This window comes from uncultured Oscillibacter sp. (assembly GCF_947654275.1).
Classification (GTDB): Bacteria; Bacillota; Clostridia; order Oscillospirales; family Oscillospiraceae; genus Oscillibacter.
Genome location: NZ_CANTJS010000110.1, coordinates 1 through 2,649, shown reverse-complemented (window position 1 = coordinate 2,649; position 2,649 = coordinate 1). Strand labels below are relative to the sequence as shown.

The following is a 2,649-nucleotide window of genomic DNA, read 5'->3' as shown; positions in this document are numbered from 1 at the left end:
TACGGAAGATATCTCTCATAAGATTCCGTCATTCATGCGGAAATTACAGCATCATTCGTCTCTCTTGTCCAGATTTTTCCTCCATCCAACGCTCTCCTATCTTTAGGCGCAGAAGTGATGCCTATGTCCTCTATATGCAGGAGCAGGGAAAATCCGCCTCCACCATTAAGACTGATCTGGCTGCCATCCGTCTCTTTCACGACAAGATGGAGCGGACGAAATATCGCCTGCTTGACCTGGTACGCCGGACTGCGCATCCACGAGTGCTTCCGCATCGACACAGTCATCGGGGAACAGGCCCTCCGTGAAAACGCCATCACCATCAAGGGCAAAGGTGGTAAAGTCCGGTCAGTCCCCATCAGCGAAAGCATTTCCATTGAACTGAAAAAGTTGCTGGCTGTCACATCTCGAGGGCACAAGTTGTTTGTTCCTGACGGTGTGTCCACTGACATCGCAATTGCCCGGCTCCAGCAGTACATTTATAAGGTGAGACCGCAAATCCAAGATGAAGGTTCTACCCACCCCATGACCCTCCACGGCCTGCGCCACAGCTACGCCGCCCGAACCTATCAGAAGTCCATCGACAGCGGCATGAGCCCCCTCAGCGCCAGCCTCCGTGTCTCCCAACTGCTAGGCCATGAGCGGCCCGATGTTACACGAGGCTACCTAGCCTTCATCCCAAAGAATGGTGCGGATGGGAAATAGTGGGATAAACGTCCCTGTTCCGGAGCAGAATAACCCCGGAGGCGATGCAATGGAACAGCAAATCATCACCATAGGCCAGGTCACCTACGAACTGCAGCGGGTCTTTCAGGGGACACGCCCGCTGTCCGAGCTGATGGCGGAACGGTTAGCCCAAAATATTCCAATGGCCCAGTCCATTGACGGAGACCACGGCCATGGGGTATAATCAAGCCAGTGGGCCGGTTCACCGGAGGAGGCGAGCATGAAAACCGGCAGATTCACACTGGCCTTTGCCTACCTGCGGCTGTCCAACGAGGAGGCCCAGGGCGGGGAATCGTCCAGTATCACCAACCAGCGCATGATCGTGCAGAACTACTGCAAGCAGAACAACATCACCCTCGTCCGGGAATTTGTGGACGACGGCTACTCCGGCGGAAACTTCAACCGCCCCGGCTTCAAGGAGATGCTGAAGCAGCTGGAACAGGGCAAGGCCAACCTGGTCATCACCAAGGACCTCAGCCGGTTGGGACGCGATATGCGGGAGGCCAGCTACTACGCCGAGCAGTTTTTCCCCGAGCACGGTATCCAGTTCCTTGCCATCGCGGACAATTTCGACACCGAGCACGACAACATCATGGCCCCGTTCCTCTTCGCCATGAACGAGGTCTATCTCCGGGACGGTTCCCGCAAGGTGAAGGACGTGCTGAGGAGCAAACGGGAGAGCGGGCAATACTGCGCCTGTCCGCCCTACGGCTACCGCAAGGACCGGGAGAACCGGCACCGCCTGACTCCGGACGAGGCCACTGCCCCGGTGGTGGAACGCATCTTCCGGCGGGCGGCGGCGGGGGACTCTTCCCGGAAGATCGCCCTGGACCTGAACGCCGACGGGGTGATCCCGCCGCTGAAATACCGGGTACTGTACCGGGACGAGTTCAGTGAGGAGGGCGCGGCCCATGCTTCGGACACTTGGAATTACACCACAGTAAAACGCATCTTGAAAAACCCGGTGTATCTGGGCCACACCCTGTTGGGCAGGAGCAAGAAGGTCAGCGTCAAGTCTAAGAAGAAAGTGGCGGTCCCGAGGGACAACTGGGCGGTGACCGAGAACACCCATCCGCCGCTGGTGGATAAGGCGCTGTTCCAGCGGGCCCAGGAAAATCTGGGCCGGGGCAGCCGGAACTACCGGGCCTATAATCACGTGCGAAAGAGTATCTTCGGTGGTTTGGCGGTGTGCGGCAAGTGTGGGCACGCTCTCTGCTCCTGCGGTATGGTGTACAAGGGGGAGCGGGAGAAATACTGGTATCTCTCCTGTACCCACCAGCGCCAGGACATTTCCAACCCCTGCCAGGGGGTGCGCATCCGCTACGCCGATCTGGTAGAGCTAGTGCGGCAGGACCTGAACAACCTGCTGGCCCTCAGCGATGAAGAAGTGGACGCGCTGGTTCAGGAGGCCGTCAGGCGGATGGGGAGCGCGGAAAACCTCAAGACCCGGCAGATGAAAAAGGAGCGGGCGGAGGCTCGGATCACGGCCATCGACAAAATCGTCACCAAGCTGTACACCGACAACGCAATGGGCAAGCTGGACGACGACCGCCTGAGCCGCATGGTGGCCGACCTGGAAAAGGAATCCGCCGGGCTGAAGGCAATGCTGAAGGAGCTGAACGCCCCCAGCCCCGCCCAGCAGACGGCGGACAGCTACGCCCAATTCTTCGCGCTGGCCCGGTCCTATACCCACCTGGATGAGTTGGACCGGGACACCCTGGTTACCTTCGTGGACCGTATCGAGATCGGGCCCAAGATCTACGAAAACGGCTCTCACAAGGCCGCAGCCCGGGCCAACCAGCCTTACCGACAAAGTGTGCGGATTTTCTACAAATTTATCGGAGAATTGGCCAAAAATGGCGAGAAAAATTCTGCTGAGAAACCCGCTTAAGATGGAGGAGGCACACCAAGGGAGGTTGGCGT

At 58.4% G+C, this 2,649-nt stretch carries 3 protein-coding genes; all 3 read left to right on the top strand.

Going from position 1 to position 2,649, the window contains the following annotated elements; translation table 11 throughout:
- Nucleotides 1–117: 117 nt before the first annotated feature.
- The 3 genes from Q0063_RS14630 to Q0063_RS14620 are packed head-to-tail and all read left to right on the top strand — an operon-like array spanning nucleotide 118 to nucleotide 2,617.
- Entirely contained in the window at nucleotides 118–705 is a 588-nt protein-coding gene (locus tag Q0063_RS14630; RefSeq protein ID WP_367180394.1) for a tyrosine-type recombinase/integrase, read from the top strand.
- Between the two features lie 49 nt (nucleotides 706–754).
- Nucleotides 755–910 (top strand): hypothetical protein, encoded by a 156-nt coding sequence (locus Q0063_RS14625; protein ID WP_297872684.1) that lies wholly within the window; start codon nucleotides 755–757, stop codon nucleotides 908–910.
- A 36-nt stretch (nucleotides 911–946) separates the two neighbouring features.
- The gene (locus tag Q0063_RS14620; protein WP_297872683.1) at nucleotides 947–2,617 is read left to right on the top strand and encodes a recombinase family protein; all 1,671 of its coding nucleotides are present in this window, start codon (nucleotides 947–949) and stop codon (nucleotides 2,615–2,617) included.
- Nucleotides 2,618–2,649: the final 32 nt, after the last annotated feature.